The 25,016-nt window shown below is 70.0% G+C and carries 24 protein-coding genes; 14 read left to right on the top strand and 10 right to left on the bottom strand.

The annotated features are described in order from the left end of the window. Positions 1 to 86 precede the first annotated feature (86 nt). Positions 87 to 1,085, bottom strand: a complete 999-nt coding sequence (locus ABD209_RS03055) for a GNAT family N-acetyltransferase (RefSeq protein ID WP_344061935.1) — start codon at positions 1,083 to 1,085, stop codon at positions 87 to 89. 41 nt (positions 1,086 to 1,126) lie between these two features. Beyond that, positions 1,127 to 1,822 carry a dienelactone hydrolase family protein gene (locus ABD209_RS03050; RefSeq protein ID WP_344061932.1) on the bottom strand — a complete coding sequence of 232 codons (696 nt, stop codon included), beginning with the start codon at positions 1,820 to 1,822 and terminating at the stop codon, positions 1,127 to 1,129. A gap of 42 nt (positions 1,823 to 1,864) precedes the next feature. Here ABD209_RS03050 and fdxA point away from each other — a divergent pair, with 42 nt between their 5' ends. Beyond that, positions 1,865 to 2,191 (top strand): ferredoxin, encoded by a 327-nt coding sequence (gene fdxA / locus ABD209_RS03045; RefSeq protein ID WP_324386851.1) that lies wholly within the window; start codon positions 1,865 to 1,867, stop codon positions 2,189 to 2,191. 3 nt (positions 2,192 to 2,194) lie between these two features. Next, complete coding sequence (dapC, locus tag ABD209_RS03040) at positions 2,195 to 3,322, top strand: succinyldiaminopimelate transaminase (protein ID WP_344061926.1); 1,128 nt, start codon at positions 2,195 to 2,197, stop codon at positions 3,320 to 3,322. 6 nt (positions 3,323 to 3,328) lie between these two features. Here dapC and ABD209_RS03035 read toward each other — a convergent pair whose 3' ends face one another. Together ABD209_RS03035 and ABD209_RS03030 are read right to left on the bottom strand one after the other, a co-directional pair. Next, a complete protein-coding gene (locus ABD209_RS03035) occupies positions 3,329 to 3,760 on the bottom strand; it encodes a TA system VapC family ribonuclease toxin (RefSeq protein ID WP_344061923.1) in 432 nt (143 codons plus the stop codon). Next, complete coding sequence (locus tag ABD209_RS03030; protein WP_344061920.1) at positions 3,757 to 3,981, bottom strand: antitoxin; 225 nt, start codon at positions 3,979 to 3,981, stop codon at positions 3,757 to 3,759. Before ABD209_RS03030 ends, ABD209_RS03035 begins: the two co-directional genes overlap by 4 nt. 136 nt (positions 3,982 to 4,117) lie before the next feature. On the opposite strand from ABD209_RS03030, the gene ABD209_RS03025 reads away from it, so the two are divergent. Continuing rightward, entirely contained in the window at positions 4,118 to 5,416 is a 1,299-nt protein-coding gene (locus ABD209_RS03025; RefSeq protein WP_344061917.1) for a citrate synthase, read from the top strand. A gap of 21 nt (positions 5,417 to 5,437) precedes the next feature. Here ABD209_RS03025 and ABD209_RS03020 read toward each other — a convergent pair whose 3' ends face one another. Together ABD209_RS03020 and dapD are read right to left on the bottom strand one after the other, a co-directional pair. Further along, a complete protein-coding gene (locus tag ABD209_RS03020) occupies positions 5,438 to 6,325 on the bottom strand; it encodes a hypothetical protein (RefSeq protein ID WP_344061914.1) in 888 nt (295 codons plus the stop codon). Positions 6,326 to 6,408: 83 nt separating this feature from the next. After that, complete coding sequence (dapD, locus tag ABD209_RS03015; RefSeq protein WP_344061910.1) at positions 6,409 to 7,347, bottom strand: 2,3,4,5-tetrahydropyridine-2,6-dicarboxylate N-succinyltransferase; 939 nt, start codon at positions 7,345 to 7,347, stop codon at positions 6,409 to 6,411. Positions 7,348 to 7,411: 64 nt separating this feature from the next. Between dapD and dapE the strand changes: the two genes are divergently transcribed. The 7 genes from dapE (at position 7,412) to ABD209_RS02980 (ending at position 13,273) form a co-directional block, all read left to right on the top strand. Beyond that, positions 7,412 to 8,494 (top strand): succinyl-diaminopimelate desuccinylase, encoded by a 1,083-nt coding sequence (gene dapE, locus ABD209_RS03010; protein WP_344061907.1) that lies wholly within the window; start codon positions 7,412 to 7,414, stop codon positions 8,492 to 8,494. Continuing rightward, a complete protein-coding gene (locus tag ABD209_RS03005; protein WP_344061904.1) occupies positions 8,482 to 9,279 on the top strand; it encodes an LOG family protein in 798 nt (265 codons plus the stop codon). The genes dapE and ABD209_RS03005 overlap by 13 nt, the downstream gene beginning before the upstream one ends. Position 9,280: 1 nt before the next feature. Then, entirely contained in the window at positions 9,281 to 9,610 is a 330-nt protein-coding gene (locus ABD209_RS03000; RefSeq protein WP_324386842.1) for a DivIVA domain-containing protein, read from the top strand. Next, positions 9,607 to 10,056 (top strand): SRPBCC family protein, encoded by a 450-nt coding sequence (locus ABD209_RS02995; protein ID WP_344061901.1) that lies wholly within the window; start codon positions 9,607 to 9,609, stop codon positions 10,054 to 10,056. The genes ABD209_RS03000 and ABD209_RS02995 overlap by 4 nt, the downstream gene beginning before the upstream one ends. Further along, positions 10,005 to 11,303 carry a hypothetical protein gene (locus tag ABD209_RS02990; protein WP_344061898.1) on the top strand — a complete coding sequence of 433 codons (1,299 nt, stop codon included), beginning with the start codon at positions 10,005 to 10,007 and terminating at the stop codon, positions 11,301 to 11,303. The genes ABD209_RS02995 and ABD209_RS02990 overlap by 52 nt, the downstream gene beginning before the upstream one ends. Before the next feature lie 150 nt (positions 11,304 to 11,453). Then, positions 11,454 to 11,627 carry a DUF3117 domain-containing protein gene (locus ABD209_RS02985; RefSeq protein ID WP_324386839.1) on the top strand — a complete coding sequence of 58 codons (174 nt, stop codon included), beginning with the start codon at positions 11,454 to 11,456 and terminating at the stop codon, positions 11,625 to 11,627. 110 nt (positions 11,628 to 11,737) lie between these two features. Next, entirely contained in the window at positions 11,738 to 13,273 is a 1,536-nt protein-coding gene (locus tag ABD209_RS02980; RefSeq protein WP_344061893.1) for a leucyl aminopeptidase family protein, read from the top strand. Between the two features lie 241 nt (positions 13,274 to 13,514). Here ABD209_RS02980 and ABD209_RS02975 read toward each other — a convergent pair whose 3' ends face one another. Further along, a complete protein-coding gene (locus tag ABD209_RS02975) occupies positions 13,515 to 14,762 on the bottom strand; it encodes a dipeptidase (protein WP_324388497.1) in 1,248 nt (415 codons plus the stop codon). 72 nt (positions 14,763 to 14,834) lie between these two features. On the opposite strand from ABD209_RS02975, the gene rimO reads away from it, so the two are divergent. The 4 genes from rimO to ABD209_RS02955 all read left to right on the top strand — a co-directional run bounded on the left by rimO (position 14,835) and on the right by ABD209_RS02955 (position 18,068). Beyond that, on the top strand, positions 14,835 to 16,331 hold the full coding sequence (rimO, locus tag ABD209_RS02970; protein ID WP_344061888.1) for a 30S ribosomal protein S12 methylthiotransferase RimO: 1,497 nt from the start codon (positions 14,835 to 14,837) through the stop codon (positions 16,329 to 16,331). Continuing rightward, positions 16,328 to 17,122: a CDP-diacylglycerol--glycerol-3-phosphate 3-phosphatidyltransferase gene (pgsA, locus tag ABD209_RS02965; RefSeq protein ID WP_344061885.1), complete on the top strand. Its 795-nt coding sequence runs from the start codon at positions 16,328 to 16,330 to the stop codon at positions 17,120 to 17,122. Before rimO ends, pgsA begins: the two co-directional genes overlap by 4 nt. Before the next feature lie 71 nt (positions 17,123 to 17,193). Continuing rightward, positions 17,194 to 17,763, top strand: coding sequence for a CinA family protein (locus ABD209_RS02960; RefSeq protein ID WP_425564553.1), 570 nt, complete (start codon positions 17,194 to 17,196; stop codon positions 17,761 to 17,763). Next, on the top strand, positions 17,760 to 18,068 hold the full coding sequence (locus ABD209_RS02955; RefSeq protein ID WP_324388566.1) for a helix-turn-helix domain-containing protein: 309 nt from the start codon (positions 17,760 to 17,762) through the stop codon (positions 18,066 to 18,068). The genes ABD209_RS02960 and ABD209_RS02955 overlap by 4 nt, the downstream gene beginning before the upstream one ends. Here ABD209_RS02955 and ABD209_RS02950 read toward each other — a convergent pair. From ABD209_RS02950 to ABD209_RS02940, 3 genes are all read right to left on the bottom strand, one after another. Next, entirely contained in the window at positions 18,025 to 18,924 is a 900-nt protein-coding gene (locus ABD209_RS02950; RefSeq protein ID WP_344061879.1) for a DNA-formamidopyrimidine glycosylase family protein, read from the bottom strand. The two genes, ABD209_RS02955 and ABD209_RS02950, sit on opposite strands and share 44 nt — an antisense overlap. Positions 18,925 to 19,033: 109 nt before the next feature. Continuing rightward, the gene (locus tag ABD209_RS02945; protein ID WP_344061876.1) at positions 19,034 to 23,845 is read right to left on the bottom strand and encodes an ATP-dependent helicase; all 4,812 of its coding nucleotides are present in this window, start codon (positions 23,843 to 23,845) and stop codon (positions 19,034 to 19,036) included. A 52-nt stretch (positions 23,846 to 23,897) separates the two neighbouring features. Further along, complete coding sequence (locus tag ABD209_RS02940) at positions 23,898 to 24,881, bottom strand: SGNH hydrolase domain-containing protein (protein WP_344061873.1); 984 nt, start codon at positions 24,879 to 24,881, stop codon at positions 23,898 to 23,900. Positions 24,882 to 25,016: the final 135 nt, after the last annotated feature.

The raw sequence follows: 25,016 nt of genomic DNA, 5'->3' as shown, positions 1-25,016 counted from the left end.
ACGCGGCACCAACGCCTGCCCCCACACGCCGACAGCCCCTCCACGCACCTCACGTCATCAAACCGCTGCCCCGTGAAAGACGGAGGTTAGCCGGTGGCGTTGACATAGGCGTGGTGGACGCGGAAGCCGAGGCGGCGGTAGAGCGCGAGAGCGGGCTCGTTGTGCGCCCATACCTGCAGGTGCAGGCGTTGCGCGCCGAGATCGGTTGCGGCAGCGACGAGTTCGCCCATCATCCCCTGGGCCACTCCGCTGCGGCGGTATGCCGGGTCCACCCACATCGCGGCCAGCCCGCCCCATGAGCCGCTCATCCCGAGCCGGCCCACACCCACCGCGCGCCCATCCATGAGCGCCGTGGCGAACGCCTGTGCGGGGGAGCCGGTCATGATTGCCCGTGCGGCCTCGGCGTCGTTGCTCCGATAGCCCTCATAGCACGCCAGCCACGCATCTGTCAGTGCCCTGTCGGCCTGCACGGTGACCCGGCCGGCCGGCCCGCGTTCGACCCGGGCCATGCCGACCAAGGATCGGTGGACGACCGCGGGCGTGGCGGTCAGGAAGAGGCTCGGGTCGGACACGGCATACCCGCGGTCGATGAGCAGCGCGCCGACGGGATCGCGTGACACATCGACCGTGAGCACACCGGCCGCATCGGTAGACGGCCGCGGATCGGCCAGGGTGAGGTTGGCCGGGAGTCCGCGATCGGCATACCAGCTTTCGACAGCATCCAGCGCTGCATTCAACGGCAGGCCCGGATCACCAACCGGGACAACGGAATTCCCGCGCGAGGTGAAGCCGCGGGACGCCCGCAGGATCCAGTCGCCCAGTTGCGTGCGCTCCATCGGCGGCCACGAGTCGGCTACCTCCCGATGCAGCTCCAGCGGAGCCAACTCACCACCGACCACGCCCCGTCTCGGCGGCGCCGGCGGGACGATCCTGGTGGCGACCACGAGGCGCCGGGGGATCGCGACCCGCCCACGACGCGTCGCTAAGACGATCTCGTCCGGGCCGTTGACGATAACCGTGCCGACCGCATCGGTCAGGTACGGCTCGCCGGGCGGCGGCGCCGGCTCGATCCGGAAACGAACCACCGCCCGCACCTCGTCGCTCGCAGCGACCGGCCCCGAATCCCTCACGCGGGCAAGTGCTTTCGCAAGAACTTCTCGGTCATCCCCCAGGCGATCGTCGACGCCTGCGGGTGATAGCTGACGAAGTCGGCATTGTCGAAGGCGTGGTCGGCCTCGGGGTAGGTGTAGAACTCGACCTCCGGCCCGTCGACCGCCGCGCGGATCCGCGCCACCGCGTCGCCGTCGATATAGCTGTCGGCCTGCCCGAAATGATGCAGGCTCGGCGCACTCACCTGCGGCGCCAGATCCAGCAGGCCCGGCAGGGCCGAGCCGTAATAGCTGACCAGCAACGCCGGGTCGGTGATCGCCGCCACATTGAAGGCCAAGCCCCCGCCGAAGCAGAAGCCCACCAGCCCCACCGCTCCGGTCACCTCCGGCCGCTCGCGCAGCCAGCCGTATGCCGTCGCCCCGTCCCGCACCCCGGCCTCCCAATCGAAGCGCTGCACGAGCGCCAACCCCTCGGTGAGCATGTCCGGCCCATTGGCCACGCCGGACGCCCCGAGGCGCCAGTAGAACTCAGGTGCCACGACGACATTGCCGAGCGCGGCCAGATCGGCGGCCCGCCGCTCGACATACGGGCTGATCCCGAAGATCTCCTGGAAGAGCACGATGCCCGGCCCGTGCCCGGCTGGCGGCAGCCACACGTGCGCCGGCATGGCGCCCGCTTCGGTGGCGATGGTGTCGGATGGCACAACAGTCATCCGGGCAGCGTATGCCTGCGGGCCCCCCATAGAATGCCTGGCATGACGTATGTGATTGCCCAGCCGTGCGTGGACCTCAAGGACAAGGCCTGCATCGAGGAGTGTCCGGTCGATTGCATCTACGAGGGCGATCGGATGCTCTACATCCACCCCGACGAGTGCGTCGACTGCGGCGCGTGTGAGCCGGTCTGCCCGGTCGAGGCGATCTATTACGAGGACGACGTGCCCGAGCAGTGGGCCGACTACTACAAGGCCAATGTCGAGTTCTTCGACGACCTCGGCAGCCCGGGCGGCGCCGCCAAGCTCGGCCTGATCAACAAGGATCACCCGCTGATCATGGCGCTGCCCCCGCAGGAGCAAGCCGAATAGGGCATGCGCTCACTGCCCGACTTTCCCTGGGACTCGCTCGCGCCCTACAAGGCGCGGGCGAGTTCGCACGCCGGGGGCCTGATCGACCTCTCCATCGGCACCCCCGTCGACCCGACTCCCCAGGTCGTCCAAGACGCCCTGCGCGCCGCCGCCGACGCCCCCGGCTACCCCCAGACCTATGGCACGCCCGACCTGCGCGAGGCCGTCGCGACCTGGTTCGCCGCTCGCCGCGGCGTCGAGGGGCTCGACCCCGACGGCGTTCTGCCCACCATCGGGTCCAAGGAACTGGTCGCCTGGCTGCCCACCCTGCTCGGTCTCGGCGCCGGCGATATCGTCGCCTTCCCGCGAGCCGCCTACCCGACGTATGACGTGGGCGCCCGCCTCGCCGGTGCAACGCCCGTGCCGGTGGACTCGCTCACCGCACTAGGCCCCTTGACGCGTTCGACCACGCCAAAACTGTTGTGGCTCAACAGCCCGAGCAATCCCACCGGCAAGGTGCTCGGCATCGAGCACCTGGCGAAGGTCGTGGACTGGGCGCGGCGGCACGGGGTGATCGTCGCCTCCGACGAGTGCTATGCCGAGCTCGACTGGCGCCCGCGCGAGCCGGCCGCCCACGGCGAGCCCCCGACCACGCCGTCGATCCTCGACCCCCGCGTCACCGGCGGCTCCCATGAGGGGCTGCTCTGCGTGTACTCCCTGTCCAAGCAGTCGAATCTCGCGGGCTACCGCGCAGCCTTCGCGGCCGGGGATCCGGTGCTGATCCGCGAACTGCTCGAGGTGCGCAAGCACGCCGGGATGATGATGCCCTGGCCGGTGCAGCGCGCGATGATCGCCGCCCTGGCCGACGAGACCCACGTCGTGGAGCAAAAGGCCCGGTATGCCGCGCGCCGCGCGACGCTGCTGGCGGGGGTGGCGGCATACGGGCTGCGGGTCGACGACTCCGAGGCCGGGCTCTATCTGTGGGCGAGCGCCGACGAGGACTGCTGGATCACCATCGGCCGGCTAGCCGACCTTGGCGTCTTGGCCGCCCCGGGCGCCTTCTATGGCGCGGCCGGGGCCCGCCACGTGCGCATCGCCTTGACGGCGACCGACGCGCACATCGCGGAAGCGGCGGCCCGCCTGTCCGCCTGAGATCCCTCAGGTATCGAGGACGTGGATCAAGGCGGAGTTCCGAGGGGCGAGCGACGTCATACCCCGGTCGAAAGTCACCATAGTCAGACCGGCCTGAGCGCAGATGCTGAGCAAATGCGCGTCGGTTACGTGTCGATAGCCCCGGACATGCGACACGAACTGCGGGGCCAGGACACCCACGACCTCGTCCGCAACGAACCGGTGGCTGCCCACGGCCGTCAACTGGGCGAGAGCGGCAAGTGCTCCCGGCGGATCAGTCGGTGCTTGCACCACTGCGCGATTGCATGACAGCCGGACGAATCCCGATTCGGTGATCGGTGTGGTCGCCCAGCCAGTAGCAGCATGACCGCGCAACCAGGCACGCGCCGCGAGGTGACCGATGTGCTGCGGCCACATAAGCGCCAGCAGCACGTTTACGTCCGGTAGGCCTGCGGTCATTCCTCATCCAGGGCTCTGGCGACGACATCGTGGGTGAGCGGCGTCAGATTTGCCGGGGCGTCGAAGACGGGAAACCCGTCCGCGGCGACGGTCAGGCGCGTCGGACTGAGCGATCGGCGCGCCAACTCAGAGATGACGCTGCCAATCGTCCGGCCTTCGTCAGCGGCGATAACTCGCGCGGCCGTGAAGACCTCATCGTCGATGCTCAAGGTCGTTCGCATGCATCATTATGACATAAGCGCATCATATGGTCATCGAGATGCGCTCTGCCCCATTGATGATCAGGGGGCCATCCTGAGCATCTGTGTGAGCAGGACATGCCTACCTGCCGCGTCCACGGTGCGGTAGCGTCGCGCCATGGCTGATGGCGAAGCACGCAGTGGCACCCTGACCGTCGGAGACAAGCAGCTCACGTTGCGCGGCGTGCCGGCGACCGAGGGCAATGACGGACTCGACATCTCGGCCCTGCTCAAGGAGACCGGCGATGTCACCCTCGACACCGGCTTCGTCAATACCGCCTCGTGTTCGAGCGCCATCACCTTCATCGACGGCGACAAGGGGATCTTGCGCTATCGCGGCTACCCGATCGAGCAGCTCGCCGAGCACTCCAACTTCCTCGAGACCACCTATCTGCTGATCTACGGCAAGCTGCCCACCGCGCAAGAGTTTGCCGCCTTCGACGCCAAGGTGCGCCGGCATACGTTGTTGCACGAAGACCTCAAGCTCTTCTTCAACGGCTTCCCCCGCGACGCCCACCCGATGCCGGTCCTGTCCTCCGCGGTGTCGGCGCTGTCGACCTTCTATCAGGACAGCCTTGACCCCTTCGACCCCGACCAAGTCGAGATCTCCACCTTCCGGTTGCTCGCCAAGCTGCCCACGATCGCGGCCTATGCCTATAAGAAGAGCGTCGGCCAGCCCTTCCTCTACCCGGACAACTCGCTCTCGGTGACCGAGAATTTCCTGCGGATGACCTTCGGTTTCCCCGCGGAGCCCTATGAGCTGGATCCGGTCGTCGTCAAGGGACTCGACCTGCTCCTGCTCCTGCACGCCGATCACGAGCAGAACTGCTCGACGTCGACCGTGCGCCTGGTTGGGTCCTCGCAGGCCAATATGTTCGCGTCGATCTCGGCGGGCATCAATGCCCTCTTCGGTCCGCTGCACGGCGGTGCCAACCAGCAGGTGCTGGAGATGCTGGGCGCGCTGCACTCTTCTGGTGAGGACCCGCAGGCCTTCATGACGAAGATCAAGAACAAGGAGACCAACCAGCGGCTGATGGGCTTCGGCCACCGGGTCTACAAGAACTACGACCCGCGCGCGTCGATCATCAAGGCGACGGCGGATGAGATCCTCGGCAAGCTCGGCGCCGACGACCCCCTGCTCGAGATCGCCAAGCGCCTCGAAGAGATCGCCCTAGCCGACGACTACTTCGTCGAGCGCCGGCTGTATCCCAATGTCGACTTCTACACCGGCCTGATCTACAAGGCCATGGGCTTCCCGACGCGCATGTTCACGGTCCTGTTCGCCTTGGGCCGCCTGCCTGGCTGGATCGCCCAGTGGCGCGAGATGATCAACGACCCGGCGACCAAGATCGGCCGCCCGCGTCAGGTCTACATCGGCGAGGCGGCCCGCGACTACATCGCGATGACCGACCGCTAAGGCCAGCGGCCGGGGCGGCCGTCAATCGATGGTGATAACGACCGTGGTCCCAGATGCCTCGGCCGACGTACTCGCCCAGGTCAGCGCGCCCCCGCCGGAGCCACGCGTCCAGCGGCGGTCGGCGACGTCGATCGTCGTGATGCCGCGGCCGTCGGCTTGAGCCATGGCCCACTCGGCGACCGTCCAGGCCCGCGTCGACGAGCTCGTATGGACGATCACCCGCGTCCCGCCGTCCGCCTCCTGCGTCGTGGCGACCTCACCGAGCTGAGCCCGAAGATCGGCGCTCAGGGCGCGGGCGTCGCCGGGCGTCGCCGGATCGGCGAGCCGGCAGGCGAGGCCGGCGGGGGAGTGCCCAGCCAATGTGGAGGCGAGGGCTCGACCCTGCTGCTCGTGATCGGCATACGCGCTCGGATAGGCACTGCGCTGCACGGCTTGGGCGACCTCGGTGATCGGCCGCTCGGCGTAGTTGTCGACCTTGATCAACTCGTCGTAGAAGGCGCCCGCGGAATACACCGGGTCCAAGATCTGCTCAGCGCTGCCCCAGCCCTGGGACGGTCGCTGCTGGAACAGGCCGACCGAGTCGCGGTCGCCATGGTCGATATTGCGCAGGTCGGACTCCTGCAAAGCGGTAGCCAAGGCGATGGTGATCGCTCGCGCCGGCAGCCCGCGTTTGATGGCCACCGCGGCGATGGTGGCGGCATTCTGTGTCTGCTCCGGACTGAAGGCGAAGGTGCTCCCGGACGCCGTGGCCTGGCAGGTGGGCGCGGTGTACCAGCGCCAGCCCGTGACCCCGGCCGCGCCCAAGCCCCCGAGGAAGACCACCAGCGCCACTCCGACACCGATGCGGCGCCGACGGAATGCCGCGGCAACGCGCGGGTCCGGCGTCGCGGCGTCGGGCGGGCGGGACATCTGTGGAATCTCCGGGCTGAAGGCAGGGACTACGTGCCGACCGCGTGCCGTTGCCGGCCAGGATCGGGAGGACGTCGTCGGGGTCAGTTGGCGTGCAGCGCAGAGTTCAGCACGATCCCGTGACCGTCACGCGGCCGGGCCTCGACCGCACCCGTCACGGAGTTGCGCAAGAACAACAGGCTGCTCTGTCCGGACAACTCCCGAGCCTTCGCGACCGTTCCGTCCGGGAGGGTGACCTTGGTGCCGGCGGTCAGGTAGAGCCCGGCCTCGACGACGCAGTCGTCGCCGAGGGCGATGCCGAGGCCCGACTCGGCCCCCAGCAGGCAACGCTGCCCGATCCGCACGCGTTCGGTGCCACCGCCGGAGAGGGTGCCCATCGTCGAGGCTCCGCCGCCGATGTCGGAGCCGTCGCCGACGACGACCCCCTGGCTGATCCGGCCCTCGACCATGGAGGTGCCGAGCGTGCCAGCGTTGAAGTTGACGAAGCCCTCGTGCATGACGGTCGTCCCAGCCGCGAGATGGGCACCGAGCCGGACGCGATCCGCGTCCGCGATGCGCACGCCCGTCGGCACGACGTAGTCGACCATTCGCGGGAACTTGTCCACGCCGAAGACCTGGACCGGTCCGCGTGCCATCAGCCGCGCCCGGGTCGTCTCGAAGCCGTCCACGGCACAGGGCCCGTGATTGGTCCACACGACATTGGGCAGGGCGCCGAAGATCCCGTCGAGATTGATGGTGTTGGGGGCAACCAGCCGGTGAGAGAGCAGGTGGAGGCGGAGATAGGCATCGAGGGCGCCGGCGGGTGCCGTATCGAGATCGATGCTCACGCCCACGTGGTGAACGCGGACGCCGCGCGCCTCGTCGCGGCGCTCCAGCGCCAGCAACTGCGGTGGGACCGGCGCGGAGTCGTCATGCTCGCCCAGGGCGGGGCTGGGGAACCAGGCGTCCAGCACCTGGCCATCGTCGGTCTCGGTCGCCAGTCCGAAACCCCAGGCGGGGCGCGTGGGCGATGTCTGCGTCATGGGGCGCCATCCTAGGTTGGCGTGCCGACAACCGGTTGTCACCAGCCGCCGTTATCGTTCGGTCATGCCCACTTTGGACCTGGCGACGGATGTTGTCACCCTGACTGCCGCCGTCTGCGATATCGAGTCGGTCAGCCTGGGCGAAGCCGCGCTGGCCGACCTCATCGAGGCTGCCCTGCGCCCCCTGCCCCACCTCACGGTCACCCGCATCGGCAACAGCCTCGTCGCCCGCACCCACCTCGGCCGCGCCGAACGAGTCGTGCTCGCCGGCCATATCGACACCGTGCCGTTGACGATGGACCCGTCCAATCTGCCGACCGTCCGAGTGACCGAGGCCGGTCAGGAGATCTTGCGCGGGCGCGGCACCGTGGATATGAAGGGTGGCGTGGCCGTCATGCTGCGGGTGGCCGCGACCATTCACGAGCCCACGCGCGACCTGAGCCTCGTCTTCTACGAGGCCGAGGAGATCGACAGCGCCTTCAATGGCCTCGGTCTGATCGAAAGGCAGCGGCCGGAGTTGATCACGGACGCCGATTTCGCCGTGCTCCTGGAGCCGACCGATGCCGCCGTCGAGGGCGGCTGCAAAGGGACGCTGCGCGCCGAGATCACCACCAAGGGCATCGCCGCCCATTCGGCACGGCCATGGAAGGGCCACAATGCGATTCACGATGCCGGTGAGATCCTGCGGCGGCTGACGGACTACGAGCCCGCCACGCGCTCCGTCGACGGGCTCGACTATCGCGAGGCCCTCAATGCGGTCCTGATCAGCGGCGGCACCGCGACCAATGTCATCCCCGACCGGTGCGTGGTCACGGTCAACTATCGCTATGCCCCGTCGGTCTCGCCGGCGCAGGCCGAGGCGCACGTACGCCAGGTCTTCGACGGCTTCGAGATCACCGTCGTCGACAACGCCGGGGGGGCGCGCCCCGGGCTGCACCTGCCGGCCGCGCAGGCCTTCGTCGCCGCACTCGACCTGCCGGTCGAGGCCAAGCAGGGCTGGACCGATGTCGCCCGCTTCTCGGCGATGGGGGTGCCCGCGGTCAACTTCGGCCCCGGCGATCCCAACCTCGCGCACATGGACGACGAGCGCTGCCCCACCGCGCAGTACCTGACCTGCGAAGAGGCGCTCGTCCGATGGCTGCAGTGAGCGGGCGGCCCTCGCCCGAGAACGTCTACCAGCGCGGCCCGGTCCAGTTACGCCGCTCCCAAGTGCCCAAGAGCACCACCGATCAGCGCCTACTCGACGGCGACGGACGCACCGACTGGGTGCACACCGATCCCTGGCGCGTGCTGCGCATCCAGAGCGAGTTCGTCGAGGGATTCGGCGGCCTGGCCGAAGTCGGTCCGGCGATCTCCGTCTTCGGGTCGGCCCGCACCCCCCGCGACCACCCCGACTACGCCCTCGGTGAAGCCGTCGGCGCGGCCATCGCCCGGGCCGGCTTCGCCTGCATCACCGGCGGTGGCCCCGGGGCGATGGAGGCCGCGAACAAGGGTGCGCTACGCGCCGGCGGTCTGTCCGTCGGCTTGGGCATCGAGTTGCCCTTCGAGACCGGCCTGAACGAATTTGTCGACCTCGGCGTGAACTTCCGCTACTTCTTCGTGCGAAAGACGATGTTCGTCAAATATGCCGAGGGCTTCGTCGTCCTGCCCGGTGGGATGGGCACCCTCGATGAGATGTTCGAGGCGCTCACGCTCGTCCAGACTCGCAAGGTGACCTCTTTCCCGATCGTCCTGCTCGGCAGCAGCTACTGGGGCGGTCTGCTGGACTGGCTGCGTGATTCGGCCCTGACGCGTGGGACCATCGGCGAAGGCGATCTGTCCCTGATCCACCTCGTCGACGACCCGCAAGAAGCCGTCGACCTGGTGGTCCAAGGTGCCCGGCACGGCCTGGCCGAGCCGGCCGATACCACTACCTCGTCGGAGGCGATGTGAGTTGATCTGGGTCTTCTTCACCGTGGTCGCGGTGCTCATCGCCGCGGGCTTCGCACTGCTGATCACCGGCCGGCTGACGTATGACGCGCTTCCCCCGCCCGTGCACACCGAGCACGACGTGGGCGCCGACCGCATCGAGCGGGCGGCCGATGTCGACGCGATCCACTTCGACACCGCCCTGCGCGGCTACCGAATGGACCAGGTCGACGATGTCCTCGACGCCCTGCGCGGCCGCCTGGCCGCCTACGAAGCCGGCGAGGTGCCGACCATGACGTTACCGCGGGTCTCGCCTGGCGCGCCGCCCACCCGACCCGCTGGGGAGGTGGGGTGACCACCTTTCGGGTGCAACGGCATACGGGCCGGTCGGTCACGGATGCGTGGGCGGCGGTCACCGACTTCGCCGCGCACGGCGACGTTGTCCCGGCCACTCGAATGCGTCTCGATCCCGGGACGCCCACCGTCGGATGGCGGTTTGCCGCCGGCACGGGATTGGGTCCGGCGACGCTCTGGGATCACATGATCGTCACGAAGTGGCAACCGCCTACCGCCGATGGTGACGAGGCAGTCGTTGCCATCGTCAAGATTGGGGCATGGCTGCGCGGGTGGGCGCAGATCGCGATCGAGCCGGACGGAGAGGGGGCGCGCGTCACGTGGACGGAGGAACTCGGCCCCCGGGTGGACCCGCTGCCGCGCCTGATCGGCCCGGCATCGGCGGCGGCGGGGCAATGGCTCTTCGGCCGGACCCTGGACGCGCTGCTGGCGAGCCCGGCCGGCTGAGGGGGACCGCGGGCCGCGACGCCCTCGTCGCCCGGGCACTGGCCCGGCCGATCAAGACCATCGTGCTGGTCTATGTCCTGACCCGGCTGCTCGCGCTGGCGGCGATGTGGGCGGCTGCCACCTGGGTGCAGAATCCGGCCGGCGTCGGCCACCTGAACCCGACCGTCGCCGATCTCTTCGGCCTGTGGGATGCCCAGTGGTATCGCCGGATCGCCGAGGGCGGCTATCCCGTGCCACTCCCGGTCGACCCGCAGACCGGGATCATCACCTACAGCGCATGGGCGTTCTATCCGGCCTTTCCGCTGCTCGTCCGTGCGGGGACCGCAATCGGCCTGCCCTTTCCGGTGGCAGGACTGCTGGTCAATCTGCCGCTCGGCCTGCTCGGCGCGCTCATCGTCTGGCGGATCTTCGGCCTCGCCACCCATGCCGCGCCGCAGGCCCATCGTGACCGGCTCGCCCTGGTGGCCGCGTGCTTGTGGTGCTTCTATCCCGCGACCGGCGTGCTGCTCATTCCCTACAGCGAGGCTCTCGCTCTGGTGGTGATCGCCGGGACCCTGTTTCTGGTCATGCGCCGTTCCTACTGGCTGGCCGCGCTGACCCTCCTCGGCCTCGGCTATACCCGAGCCGTCGCGCCGGCGCTGGGGTTGGCGATCCTCGTCCACCTCGTGGCCCGGGCTCGAGACGAGCGCCGCTCCGGGACTCGGCTGTTCGTCGGCGACCGATGGGCGCTGATCGTCCTGACCGTCTCGGTCGCGGTCTCGGCCCTGGCCTGGCCCGCGACGGTCGGCATGCTGACGGGCCGGCCGAGTGCCTTCTTCGACGTGCAGAAGGCCTGGGGGCAGGAGCCGCAGAACGGGCCCTTCGTCCTGTGGCTGGCCTGGGCGTGGGAGGCGCGCGGCGTCTTCGGGGTGGCCCTGATCGTCGGGATCGTGGCCGCCTACCTCGCCCTCGTCGCGGGCCGGCACGGGCAGTGGCTGCCTCTGGAGGTCCGCGCGTGGGCCTTGGCCTACCCGCTCTACCTGCTGGCAGTGGTCCGGCCGATCACCAGCATGTGGCGCTTTCTGCTGCTGGACTTCCCGGCTGCGGCCCTGGTCGCGAGCGTCGCGATGCGGACATCCGCGGGGGAGCGGATCGTGCCGCACTGGCGACGCCGGGTGGCGCTGGTTGCCCTGGCGCTCTGCGCGGGAATAGCCTGGTGGACCGTGGCATTCCTGACCTATGTGCCGTGGGCGGCGACTCCGCCTTGACGCCTCGGCGACATGGCCCGATAAGCCCGTTGATGCACGACCACGCCCGGGTATGAGGGATAATGGGGCGGATGGCTGGGCAGGTGCCCGGTTCAGCGTACGACGAAGGTCGCTCAGGGCGGCGCTTCGGGCACTAGAAGGGAAGCACCCATGGCGGCAATGAAGCCTCGGACCGGAGACGGGCCTTTGGAGGTCACCAAGGAGGGACGCGGCATCGTCTTGCGCATGCCCCTCGAGGGGGGTGGCCGCTTGGTGGTCGAAATGACTCCCGATGAGGTGCGTGCCCTCGGTGACGCCATCTCCAATTGCGAGGGCCTGGCCTAGCCGGCCGACGGACTTTCTCAGCGCCCCGAACGGTTCGCCGTTCGGGGCGCTGGCTTTTGCCCGCCGGTGTTGCCGCCACGCGCCGGCCAGGACGTGGATAGGGTCGCAGGATGTCTCCCGCCTTGGTGCCCGTCCTTCCGGACGTCGACATCGTCCCCCCGAGCGCCGACCAGGTCGGCCGCCTGCTCGCCGATCGTCCGCCCGGGTCCGCCGCGTATGCCGCGCTTATCCCGCCCGGTGACGGGAGCCAGTGGCACGCCCACATCGCGAATGTGCTCGCCGCTGTCGTGCCCGACGCCGCATCGCTGATCGAGACGTATGACGCGCCCACCGCGGGTGCCCCCACGGTCATCGCGCTGCCGACCGGTCCGCTCGCCTGCCTGATCCTCGTGGTCGCGGACGCCGCCGCGCCGGGCCGGGTGCGGCTCGTCGCCGCCAGCGCCGCCCGGTTGGCCGTCGGGGAGCGCGCCGGCGACGCGGTCCGGTTGCTGGTGCTGGACGCCGGGGCTCTCGATCAGGAGGCGGTCGACGCGGCAGCGCTGGTGGAAGGCGCGCTGCTCGGGCCGGCCAAGCGGGTGCGCTGGAGCGCCGACGGCCCGCGGGTCGAGTCCGACCCGATAGCGCTCGCGCTACTCGGCGAGCACGATCCGGTGGCGGTGGTGCGCGGTCGCGAGGCGGTCCGCGCGACGGCGACCGCGCGGGCATACGCCAATGCGCCGAGCAATATCAAGAACCCCGGCTGGCTCGCCGACGAAGCTCGCGCCATCGGACGGGCGAGCGGACTGCGTGTGAAGGTCTGGGACGAGGGGGCGCTCGTCAGGGAGGGCTTCGGCGGCCTGATCGCCGTCGGCCAGGGCTCGCGGACACCACCGCGCCTGGTCCAACTCAGCTATACGCCTGCGGGGGCGACCGGGCCGCCGGTAGTCCTCGTCGGAAAGGGCATCACCTTCGACACCGGCGGGATCAACGTCAAACCTTCGGCGGCCATGACGATGATGAAGACCGATATGTCCGGCGCCGCCATCGTGCTCTCGGTGCTCGCGAGCTGCCGGGCGCTGGGGATCCGGCGGCCGGTGATCGGCCTGATGGCCTTGGCGGAGAACGCCATCGGCGGGGGAGCGTATCGGCCCAGCGACGTCATCACGGCATACGGCGGGACCACCGTCGAGATCGGCAACACCGACGCGGAGGGGCGGATCGTGCTCGCCGACGCACTCGCGTATGCCGCCGCGAAGCTCGACCCGGCCGCTGTCATCGATATCGCCACCCTCACCGGTGCCGCGCGCATCGCCCTCGGCAGCGGGCTTGCCGCGTCGTATGGCAGCGATGCCGGTCTGCATGCGCGCGTCCGGGCCGCGTTCGCGGACGCGGGTGAGCCCCTGTGGGAGATGCCGCTGATCGAGGACTACCGGCCGGCGCTCGACTCGGCGGTCGCCGACCTCAGCCACATCGGCCCGCTGGGCGGCGGGCCAGGAGCCGGGTCGATCATCGCCGCGTTGTTCCTGCGCGAGTTCACCGCCGGGCTGCCCTGGGTGCACCTCGATATCGCCGGAACCGGGCGGTCAGAGGCTGATACGGGAATACTCGCCAAGGGCGCCACGGGTTACGGTGCCCGCGGATTGCTGCGCTGGCTCGACGAGGAGTGACATGGATGCAGGATATGGACTGGCTGTGCGCTGGTCCCTGGAAGGCACCGGTGCTGCCGTCGCGCAGGACCTGCGCGACTACGTCGTCGGCACGTCGGTAGCGCGCTTCATGTTCCTCGACGGGCTGGCGTTCAAGACGTGGCGGATGCGGCCGGGCGAGTGGTTCGAGGGCACTTATGTCTTCGACACCGCCGGCGAGCGCGACCGCTTCCGCGACGACTTCATCGCGTCCGCGGCGACCTCACCGGGGTCCCGGCTGATCGGCTCGGCTCCGGTGGCCATCGAGGACTTCGAGGTTGTCGCGATCGCCGAGGGCCCTTCGAAGTTTCGTCGCGGTGCCGGCCCGGGCAGCATGAACGCGCCCGTTCACTAAAGCGGCGTCGTCGGCGGCCTGGAGCACACGCAGGATGTTGCGGCTGGTCAGCTTGCCGAGGTCGTCGCGTGACCAGCCCCGATCGGCCAGTGCGGCAAGGAGTTTCGGGTAGCAACTGACGTCCTCGAGGCCGTCCGGCAGGCGATCGACACCGTCGTAGTCGCCGCCCAGCCCGATGTGGTCGATCCCCGCGACCTCCCGCACGTGCTCGCAATGCGCGACCACGTCCGCGAGGGTGGCGCGCGGCGCGGGGTGGGACTCGGCATACGTGCGGGAGAAGGCGGTGTAGGCCGCGTGGTCGTTGGTCGCGACACCGGCCGCTTCGGCGGCCGCGTGGGCCTGCAGGTCCCACTCGCGCAGCACCGGCGAGACGAAGCGGGGCACGAAGGTGATCATGCAGACGCCGTGCAGGCCGGCCAGCCGGCCCAGCACGTCGTCGGGGACATTGCGCGGGTGATCACAGACGGCGCGGGCGCTGGAGTGGGAGAAGATCGGCGGCGCCGTGGTGACATCCATGGCTGCGTGCATCGTCGTCGGGGCGACGTGGCTCAAGTCGACGAGCATGCCGATGCGGTTCATCTCGGCGACGACCTGCCGTCCGAAGTCGGTCAGGCCGCCATGGCGCGCGGTGTCGGTCGCCGAGTCGGCCCAGTCGTTGTTCTGGTTGTGGGTCAGCGTCAGGTAACGCACACCCAGGGCGCGGAAGGCGCGCAGGGTGCCCAGCGAGTTGTCGATGCTGTGGCCGCCCTCGGCGCCGAGCAGCGAAGCGATCTTGCCGTCGGCCCAGGCGCGTCGCACGTCGTCCGCGGTGGTGGCCAGGGCGAGCCGATCGGCATACCGGCGCGTGAGGGCGTGCACGGCGTCGATCTGCTCCAGCGTGCCGGTGACCGCGTCATTGGGCGCCAGGGTGCCGGGGACGTAGACCGACCAGAACTGGGCGCCGACCCCACCCTCGCGCAGCCGGGGCAGGTCGGTGTGCGTGCGGGTGGTCCGGACCCCGACATCCAGCGCGTCGAAGTCGTAGCCGACCAATTCCCGCAACTCCCAGGGCAGGTCGTTGTGGCCGTCGAAGACGGGGTCGGCACCGAGCAGGTCGGCCAGTTCGCCAGCGATCATGCGCCCCAACCTAGTGGCGTCACCGCGGGCGAGTTTCGAGGGCGCTCACTCGCGCCCAACTACAGTGAGCCCATGACCTCCATCACGCCGCGCCGCGTCGCCCTGGTGACGCTCGGCTGCACGCGCAACGAGGTCGACTCCGAGGAACTCGCCGGGCGGTTGAGCGCCGGTGGCTGGGAATTGGTCGAGGATGCTGCCGACGCCGATGTCGCCGTCGTCAACACCTGCGGGTTCATCGAGCAGGCCAAGAAGGACTCGATCGATGTGCTCCTGGAGGCGTCCGAGTTGAAGGCGAGCGGCCGCACGCAGGCGGTCGTCGCCGTCGGCTGCCTCGCCGAACGCTACGGCCGCGACTTGGCCGAGGAACTGCCCGAAGCCGACGCGGTCCTCGGTTTCGATTCGTATGCCGATCTGTCCGGCACGCTGCGCGCCATCCTCGACGGTGCGCGGCCGGCCAGTCACGTCCCGAGCGATCGCCGGCGCCTGCTTCCACTGACGCCGACCGAGCGCCGGGTGGCGGTGGCGGATGTCGCGGTGCCCGGGTTGGGTGCCGCGCCGGGGCAGGCGCCTGCGGGCGGTGCGGACGCGGCATACGGCGCGGGCGCGGATGCGCTCCTGCGGGCGCGTGCTCCCCGCAGCGGGCCCTCGGTCGTGCGCGCCCGCTTGGACCAGCGGCCGTGGGCGCCGCTGAAGATAGCCAGTGGCTGCGACCGACGGTGTGCGTTCTGCGCGATCCCCATGTTCCGCGGCGCCTTTGTCTCGCGGCACCCGGACGACGTTGTCGCAGAAGCACATTGGCTGGCCGACCGCGGGGTTCGCGAAGCCTTCCTGGTCAGCGAGAACTCGACCTCGTATGGCAAGGATCTCGGTGACCTCGCGGCCATGGAGAAGCTCCTGCCGCGGCTGGCCGAGGTCGAGGGTCTGGACTGGATCCGGGTCTCCTATCTGCAGCCGGCCGAGATCCGGCCGGGGCTGCTCGAAGCGATCGTGGCGACGCCGAAGGTCGTCCCCTGGTTGGATGTGTCCTTCCAGCATTCGGCGCCGGGGGTGTTGCGGCGGATGCGGCGTTTCGGCTCCTCGTCCGCCTTCCTTGACCTGATCGACCGCATCCGGGCGCTGGCGCCGGAGGCGGCAATCCGCTCCAATGTCGTCGTCGGCTTCCCGGGTGAGACGGCGGCCGACGTCGAAGAACTCGCCGCCTTCCTCACGGCGGCCCGACTCGATGTGGTCGGGGTCTTCGGCTATTCCGACGAGGACGGCACCGAGGGCGCGACCCTGCGGGACAAGATCGACGCCGGCGAGATCGCCGACCGAGTCGCCGAACTCACCGATCTGGTCGAGGAACTCACCGCCCACCGCGCGGCCGAGCGGATCGGCTCGTCGATCGATGTGCTCATCGAGGAACTCAGCGCCGAGGACGGCCTGGCGATCGGGCGGGCGAGCATCCAAGGCCCAGACATCGACGGCCAGACGACGCTCCCCCTGACGCCGGATCTGGCCGTCGGGCGCATCGTGGCGGCCCGGGTCGTCGGCAGCGAGGGCGTCGACCTGCAGGCGCTTCCTCGATGACCGCAGCCCGCGCGGAGGTCTCCAATTGGAATCTCCCGAACGCCTTGACCGTCGGCCGTATCGTGCTCGTGCCCTTCTTCGGTTGGCTGTTGCTGGCCGATCACGGGCAGGATGTCGGACTGCGCTGGGCCGCCACGGCCCTTTTCGCCCTGGCCGTCGCGACCGACCGGATCGACGGCGAACTGGCCCGAAAACGGGGCCTGGTCACCGACTTCGGCAAGGTCGCCGACCCGATCGCCGACAAGGCGATCACCGGCATGGCCTTCGTCGGCCTGTCGATCCTCGCGGACATCCCGTGGTGGATCACGATCCCGGTGCTCGTGCGCGAGTGGGGCATCACGGTGATGCGTTTCGTCGTCATCCGGCACGGGGTGATGCCGGCCGGGCGCGGGGGCAAGACCAAGACGGCATTGCAATCCCTCGCGCTCACCCTCTTCTTGATGCCCCTGTGGACCTTCCCCGCCGATCACGTATGGACGATCATCGCCTGGGTCATCCTGGTCGCCGCCGTCGTGCTCACCCTGGTCACGGGGATCGACATCGTCGTCGACGCGCTTCGGCTGCGGCAGACCAGTGAGCGCGCGATGCTCAAGCGCGCCGCGGCCGCGGCGCGCGCGGCTCAGGCGGCCCGGGCGGCGCGCCGAGAGGCCGGGGACGGGCGCCGGGGGGCCAGGCAGGCGCGCCCGGTGCGCGGTCCCGCCGGCGCTGCGGCCTCCGGGCTGGAAACGGGTCCAGGCGAAGGGCCCGACGAGGATGGGCGGGCGACCGCGCCTGCGCCGGGCCGCAAGTGACGGCGACAGTGCCACCAAAGGCAAACGCGGAACCGTTTGAGTCGACGAACCATCGTGAGTCGACGGGCGCGCTGCCTGATGCCACGGCGCAACTGGCGGCGCTCGTGGTGGGCGCGGCCCGGCATACGGGCGTGACGATCGGCACCGCCGAGTCGCTGACAGGCGGTCTGGTCGCGGCGGCTCTGACGTCGGTGCCCGGAGCGTCCGCGGTTGTCCGCGGCGGCGTGATCAGCTATGCGACGGCCCTGAAACACCAGATCCTCGGCGTTTCCGCGGACCTGCTCACCGAGCGGGGAGCGGTCGACCCGGACGTCGCGGCTGCGATGGCGCGCGGTGCGCGCCACGTGTTGGGGTCGGACTGGGCCATCGCGACTACGGGTGTCGCCGGGCCCGATCCGGCGGACGGCAAACCGGTCGGCACGGTCTTTGTCGCCGTTGCCGGCCCGTCGGGCATACGAACCGCGGGGCTGGTGTTGACCGGGTCGCGTGCCGAGATCCGCGCGGCCACTGTCGACGCCGCGCTCGAACTATTGGCCGAGGGACTCGCCGACGTCGGGGTCGCCGTGCCGATTGTCGGTGGGGTGGTGCAGGATAGGAACCCGAGCACGTCGAGAAGAGCACCGAAGGGAGAGCGACCATGATCCTGCTCCGCCGCGAGTTGGGCGAGGCCCTTCGCGACGAGCGACTGGCCCAGGGCCGCACTCTGCGTCAGGTGTCGGCCGCGGCCGCCGTGTCGCTCGGCTACCTCAGCGAAATCGAGCGCGGCCAAAAGGAAGCCTCGTCGGAGTTGCTGGCTGCTGTCTGCGAGGCGCTCGGCGTGCCGCTGTCGAGCGTCCTGAACGGTGTGACCACGCGTGTGGCACTGGCGGAGTCGGTTGCGGCCGGCGTCACGCCGCTGCCCGTCAAGTCTCCAGCGCGCGCCGGAGTTTCGGCCTCGGCCGCTTGATCGCTCGGCTGCGTTCAGCGGCACCGAGTGGTGACTGCCGGGCGCCGTCGTCCCCCGGTGCCAGACCTCCCTGGCAGTTGGGGCAGTAGAACATCGTGCGTTGCCGATCCGCCGATCCGATCATCGCGACGCGGATCGGGATGCCGCACCGCCGGCACGGGGAGCCGGATCGGGCATGGACGAAGGACGTCTCGCCCCGGCGGGTGCGGCCCGTCGAACTCTGCACCGCCGAGACGGTGGCCTGCCGCATCAGCCGCCGGATGCCGGTGACCACGCCGATCTGGTCCTGTTCAGGAATTTCGCCGACCAGGGTCCAGGGCGAGAGGCGGTTCAAGAACAACCCCTCGCTGGCCCAGAACGTGCCGATGCCGGCGAGTTTGGTCTGATCGAGCAGTGCCGCGCCGATGCTCATCGATTCGTCGCCGGCGAGATTGGCCAGGGCGCGGTCGAGGTCCCAGTCGGGGCCGAGCACGTCAGGCCCGAGGTGGGCCAGCCTGGCCTCATCCTGCTCCGTGGGCCACACGTCGACCATCCCCAGCCGCAGCCCGAGCGCTGTCCAGGTGGACGTCGAGACCAGCACGCGTAGGTGATGGTCGGCCAGCTGGGCGGGCGTGACCTTCGCGGTGGGGTGGATGCGCCAGCTGCCCTCCATGCGCAGGTGGGTGTGGATCGTCACCCCCGAGTCGAGCCGATGCAACAGGTGTTTGCCGCGCGCGACGACACCGATCGTGCTGGCAGGCAGCAGGCCGGCTCCCCCCAACTCGCCCCACCGCAGTTCTAGCCTCGTCAGGGGAATGCCGCATAAGGCGAGATTCAAGCGCGCGGCCGTGCGCCAGATCGTGTCGCCTTCCGGCATGATCCCTCCGACATCTTCTTGATCGCCCCCCGGCGGGCGCTTGACCCAGCGTCCACCGTAGCCTCGAGCCGCAACTTCTCGGGCCAAACACAGGGGATTGTCGGGACATTCACATTTTCGGCCGGCCGTATGCCGGGTCGCTCCCCCCGCCGGTCCCCGGCCCGGCTGCGCCCAGGCGACGCAGGCGCAGGCCGCGCGGTGTCATCGTGAAACCGGCCGTGGCGAGGGCCGACGCAACGGGGTTGCCGGCCGCGAGAACCGACGTGCCGTCGGCCTTTTCGACCGTCAAGCGGCCCAAGGCACCGTCATGCACGCTGCGGGCCAGCGCGTCCGCCGCCGCCTGCAGGGTCGACGGGTCGTCACCCCAACTGAGCAGGGTTTTGCCGCCGCGCTCGACGTAGATCACCAGCACGCCGTCGACCAAGACGACCAAGGCGCCGGCCTTGCGTCCTGGCTGATGGCCGCCCGCGCCATCGCGCTCGGGCCAGGACAGCGCGGCGCCATAAGGATTGGCCGGGTCGGTGGCGGCGAGCACGAGGGCCGGGTCCGGGGCGGGCCGCCCGGCGTCGAGGACGGGCGACCAGGGGCGTGCCTGCGCCGGGTTCGTGCGATCGCGTGCGACCGCTGATGCGTCGTGCGCCTCGGCCCCGGTCTCGCTACCGGGCCGGCCGGTGGCCTGGCGCAGCGCGTCGACGGCTCCGGTCGTGGCGAACTGGGCGGCGCCGAGCGATTCGACGAAGTAGCCGCGCCGCAACCGTCCGGACTCCTCGGCTGCGGCCAACACGCGATAGATCGCCGCGAACCCGCCGGGCACCTCCTCGGCCGCGATGACCGATCGGGTGACCACCCCATAGCGATCGAGCAGCACCTCCGCGCGTGTCACGGCACGCGCGGTTGCGTCGAGGTCGAGTTCGGGCACGAGAGACCAGCGACCGACCGCGGTCGGCGGCGTGCCCAGCGTGCCCACCGCGCGACTCAGCGCGGGCCGCATGCCGGCAAGCGAACCGCGTCGGCCGTAGCGCGTCGCGCGCGGTGCCCGACGCTGATGCTTGTGCGCGCCCCGGTTGGAAGTCAGCAGCCCGCGCACCGGCGCGAAAGTGTCGCCGGTGACCACGCCGGCCCACACCAACGCCCACAGCGCCGCCACGGCTTCGGCCTCGTCGGGCAACGGTGCTGCCGCGGATAGGCCGCGAAGGAAGTAGGCACCTCCGGGTGCGAAGGCCTCCAGCAGCATCAGTGCCCGCGGGTCGGTGACCTCGCCCGGTGGCTGCAGGGTCAGCGGCGCACTCTCGGAAAGGTGGAGCGAGATCCAGCCATCGTCGCCCGGCAGGCTGCCGTGGCCCTGCCAGCAGATCTCGCCGGTCGCGAGCAGTTCGTCGAGGGCGGCCGGCTGGTAACCGCTGACTCGGACCGGCAGGATCAGCGACTCGACCGCGCTCGCCGGCACGATCGCCCCGCTGAGTTGTTCGACGGCCCGCAGGACGCCATCGGTGCCGCGCAGGGGTCCACGGATGCCCTGCCAGGTGGGCAGAAAGCGGGCGTACTGCGCGGTCGGGACCGGCTCCACCTCGGCGCGCAGGCCGGCGAGCGAGCGGCGCCGGATCAGCCGCAGCACCTCCGCATCGCAGAACTCCGTCCCGGCGCCCATGGGGAGGAACTCGCCTTCGGTGACTCGGCCGGTGGAGAGCAGCCGGCGCAGGGCGTCATGCGCGACGGCGGTTCCGATGCCGAGATCGCGGGCCAGATCGGCGAGAAGGAAGGGCGTGTGCGTGCGTGCATAACGAGCCACGAGCTCGCCGAGGGGATCGGCGACGGGTTCGAGGAAGGCGGCCGGCAGGCCTACCGGCAGTGCCACGCCCAACGCGTCGCGCAGCCGGGCGGCGTCCTGAGCCACGGCATACCGTGATTCACCGGCCATCCGCACCTCGATGACCTGCCGGGTCGCGCTCAACTCGGCGAGGATCAGGCCGACGTGACCGCGGATCTCCTCGACCGTGCGGACCTCGATATCGCTTTGGGTCAGGGGCCCGAGCACGCGCAAGAGGTCGGTGATCTCGGGCGCGTCGCGGGCCTGCCGTTCGGGCAACAGTCGTTGGAGTTCGGCGGCCGTGCGCGTGATCGCACCGAGGTCGAGCAACTCGCGAAGCGCCAGGCCTTCGCCCCGGCCGAGCAACTCGGCAAGCAGGGTGGGATCGAGGGCCAGTGCGGCGGCCCGGCGTTCGGCCAGGGGCGAGTCGCCTTCATACAGATATTGGGCGACATAGCCGAACATCAGCGACCGCGCGAAGGGCGAGGGTGCGTCGGAGAGGACGTCGACGGTGCCGACCTTGCGGGCGGCGATCCGCTTCATCAGCGCGACCAGGCCTGGCACGTCGTACACGTCCTGCAGGCACTCGCGAACGGTCTCGAGCACGATGGGGAAGTCGGGGTAGTTGCTGGCGACCTGCAGCAGGGATGCTGCGCGCTGGCGTTGCTGCCACAGCGGTTGGCGCACCCCCGGCCGGCGGCGAGGTAGGAGCAATGCGCGGGCCGCGCATTCGCGAAAGCGCGAGGCGAAGAGTGCCGAGCCCGGCAGTTGGGCGGTGACGAGCGCGTCGATGTCGTCCGGATCGAGGAGGAGCAAGCTGCCGAGCTCAGCCCCGGCGTCGGCACCGTCGTCGAACTCGACATCGGGCAGGCGCAGGACGATTCCGTCGTCGGCGGCCATCGCCTGGACGTCCACCCCGAAGCGCTCGCGCATGCGTGCCGCGATGCACAACGCCCAGGGCGCGTGCACGGGCATGCCGAACGGGGAGTGCAGAGCGACCCGCCAGTCGCCGATCTCGTCACGGAAGCGTTCGATGACGATTGTCGTATCGCTGGGGACCACCCCGGTCGCCGCGCGTTGCTCGGCCAGGTAGGCGATCAGGTTGTCGGCTGCCCACGGGGCGAGTCCGGCGGCCTGGGCACGCGCCAGGCCGTCGTCGGCCGGCGCGTGGGCGAGTTCGCGGACGAAGGCGCCGAGCGCGGTGCCGAGCTCGACGGGGCGCCCCTGCGTCTCGCCCTTCCAGAACGGCAAGCGCCCCGGCTCACCGGGCGCGGGGGTGACGAGCACTTGGTCGTGCGTGATCTCCTCGATCCGCCAGCTGGAGGTGCCCAGCGTGAAAACATCCCCGACTCGGGATTCGTAGACCATCTCTTCGTCGAGTTCGCCGACCCGTCGCCCGGCGCCGTCGCCGGCGAGGAAGACGCCGAAGAGCCCGCGGTCGGGAATTGTGCCGCCGCTGGTGACGGCCAGATGCTGGCCACCGCGCCGGGCCGTGATCTCGTCGGCGAGGCGATCCCAGGTGATTCGCGGCCGCAACTCGGCGAACTCGTCGCTGGGATAGCGTCCGGCGAGCATGTCCAGAACGGCATCGAGCACCGTGCGTGAGAGACCGGCATAGGGCGCGGCTCGGCGGACCAGGGCATGCAGGTCGGGGACCGACCAGGCGTCCATCGCGGTCATCGCGACGATGTGTTGGGCGAGCACGTCGATCGGATTGGCCGGGATCCTCAACTCCTCGATCGCGCCCGCGCGCATGCGTTCCACGACGACGGCAGTCTGGACCAGATCGCCGCGGTACTTGGGGAAAAAGACTCCGGCCGAGACCGCGCCCACCTGATGCCCGGCCCGCCCGACGCGCTGCAGGCCTGAGGCCACGCTCGGCGGGGATTCGACCTGGATGACCAGATCGACCGCGCCCATGTCGATGCCGAGTTCGAGGGAACTGGTCGCGACGACTGCCGGGAGCCGGCCGGCCTTGAGTGCTTCCTCGATATCGAGCCGCTGCTCCTTGCTCACCGAGCCGTGGTGGGCTCGGGCGAGCACCGCCGGCGCGCCGCCGCTGGCGCCGGCCTGAGCCATCACCTGGGCAGGGGTCCGTGCCGGGCGCGGCCGGTCGGCTCGGTGGGCGCCGAACTCGGCCGCCGGGACATCGAGCAGCGACGCGTCATCGGCAGCCTCGGCTAGGCGCTCCTCCCAGATCTCGTTCAGTCGCGCTGTCAGCCGCTCGGCCAGCCGGCGGGAGTTGGCGAAGATCAGCGTGGAGCGCTGCTGTGCCACGAGGTCGACAATGCGTTCCTCGACGTGCGGCCAGATCGAGGTGCGCCGCTCCGGTCCGGAGGCGGCTCCGGAGAGGTCGCCGCTGACCGCGCCCAGCTCGCCCATGTCCGGCACGGGCACGACGACCTCGAGATCCCAGGCCTTGGTCGCGGGCGGCTGGACGATCTCGACGGGGCGACCGCCGCTGAGAAAGCGCGCGACCTCCTCGACCGGCCGGACGGTGGCGGAGAGCCCGATGCGCTGGGCCGGTTTCGGCAACAGAGCGTCCAGGCGCTCCAGCGAGAGCGCCAGGTGGGCGCCGCGTTTGGTGGCCGCCACGGCGTGGATCTCGTCCAGGATGACCGTCTCGACCCCGGCCAGCGCCGCCCGCGCGTTGGAGGTGAGCAGCAGGAAAAGGGATTCGGGGGTGGTGATCAGGATGTCGCTGGGGGCCCGGGCGAAGGCTCGGCGTTCGGCCGCGGGAGTGTCTCCGGAGCGGACGGCCACGCTGACGTCGGGAACCGGCATACCGAGGCGGGCAGCGGCGTGGCCGATGCCGACCAGGGGCGCCCGCAGGTTGCGCTCGACGTCGACGGCCAGCGCCTTCATCGGCGAGACGTAGACGACGCGGCACCGGCGCAGGGGATCCTCGGGCGCCGGTTGCCGCACGAGACCGTCGAGCGCCCAGAGGAAGGCCGACAGGGTCTTGCCCGAGCCGGTGGGGGCGACCACGAGCGCGTCGCGCCTAGAGCTGATCGCGGACCAAGCGCCGGCCTGGGCACTCGTCGGCTCGGCGAAGGATCCGCGGAACCACGCTTGGGTGGCCGCGGAGAATCGGGACAGGACGTCATCGGTCATGGCAGGCACAGCCTTGCACGGCCCACCGACAACCCCCGATCGGCGAAGGGGGTCAGCTGGTGGCGACGCCGAGTTCGTGGAGGGCCGCCGCGAGCTTGCGGTCGATCACGGCGCTCAGGGACGCGGCATACGTCGCGGTGATGTGGGACCCCTGCCGCCAGACGAGGACATTGCCGATCACCGGCCAGCACTGCTTCTGCGGGCAGATCCACGGGTTCATGTCGATCAGCCGAGCGGTCGGCACGTCGGTGACAGCCGCGCGCAGAGCCGCGCCACCCGAGCCGTCGTTGAACCGGCCCTTGCACGCGGTCATGAAGTCAGCGGGGTGGTCCAGAACGCACTCATAGACGACCTTGCCGGGCTGGGGGGTGTCATTGAGGACAATGACCGGTACCCCGATCGTGCCCATCGCCGACCAATAGTCGGCGTAGCCGGCGACCATGGTCGCGCGGTCCTCGGTGCCGCTGGGGGTGAAGGCGGTGCCGCGGATGCCGGAGGTGACGATGACGGTGGGCTTCTCGGGCCCGGTGAGGCGATCGAGGACCTTGGCACCCCACTGCTTGCAGATCGTGTAGCGATGGCTGGGGTCCTGGCCGCCGTAGATGAGCGCGGAGCTCCACGGGCACGACGACTTCAGATAGGTCGTGATGGTCCAGCCGTGCGTCGTGGCGAACTTCTCTAGGGCCGGGAACCATTGCGCGCTCTTGGAATCACCGACCAGGGCGATCACCTTCGAGGACGCTTTGGCGCCGTAGGTGCACGTGAAGACGTCGGTGGTCGTCTGTTCGGTCTGGCAGTCGTCGGCATAGAGGGTGGGCGCGTCGGCGGTCGCCTTGAGCGGGTCCGGGGTCATCGCTTTGGGATGCATGTCGATGGTGACCTTGGCCGGTTCGGCGCCGTTGCCGAGGATCTGCGCGCCGAAGGTGCCGGCGGGTGCGGATGCCTCGTCGATGGTCGTGAAGCCGCTCGACCGGCCGGCGAACGCGAGGGCGGCCCCGCAGGCAGCGCCGACCAACGAGCAGATCAGGCCCAGCACGAGGGCATTGCGGGTGCGGGCGACGACCCATAAGAGGTTGCACGGATAGGTGCGGATGTTGCGTTTGGGGTGCGTGTTGCTGAAGGGGTGCAGGCGCGGACGCGAGTAGGAGAGGAGGTGTCAAAGCCAATCGCT

The sequence above is a fragment of the Nostocoides vanveenii genome (assembly GCF_039531165.1).
Taxonomy (GTDB): domain Bacteria; phylum Actinomycetota; class Actinomycetes; order Actinomycetales; family Dermatophilaceae; genus Nostocoides_A; species Nostocoides_A vanveenii.
This window is presented reverse-complemented; position numbering and strand designations above follow the sequence as displayed.